This is a genomic window from Agrobacterium sp. MCAB5 (assembly GCF_052114365.1).
GTDB classification, from domain to species: Bacteria; Pseudomonadota; Alphaproteobacteria; order Rhizobiales; family Rhizobiaceae; genus Agrobacterium; species Agrobacterium tumefaciens.
Window position 1 is genome coordinate 1 of record NZ_JBFREP010000345.1, and the last position, 378, is coordinate 378.

General features: G+C 51.6%; 1 protein-coding gene. It reads left to right on the top strand.

Features of this window, described 5'->3' with window-relative positions; genetic code table 11:
• A partial coding sequence (locus AB4Z23_RS28955) for a hypothetical protein (RefSeq protein WP_441361367.1) occupies window positions 1-378 on the top strand: 378 nt, incomplete at its 5' end.

The following is a 378-nucleotide window of genomic DNA, read 5'->3' on the forward strand; positions in this document are numbered from 1 at the left end:
GGGGATGAGGTTCGCTATTGGGACGAGATTCGCAGTGGTAGCATTGCGGTTCCGCCGGTCGGCACTGTTATTTATGAAATTGTTTATTCCAGTGTTGGTTATGACCACTTTGAGGCTAGAGTTTCCGCCTCATGGGAAGACGGAGAACCGCGGTCCCAAGTCCTCTTCGAGAGCGTCCACGACAAGCCTCCTGCGAAACTAAGCGTTATTGGCTCACAGCTTTGCATCTCAGTCAAATATTGCCAAAGATATCAGGATGAGTGCCCGGTGTGGTCAACAATATATTCATACGATCACAAAAATAAGTTGTTCGTTGGCAGTGCCGAGAAGCAGCAGACATGCTACGGCGGGGCGCTGGGGCGGCCGAAGGCACGATGA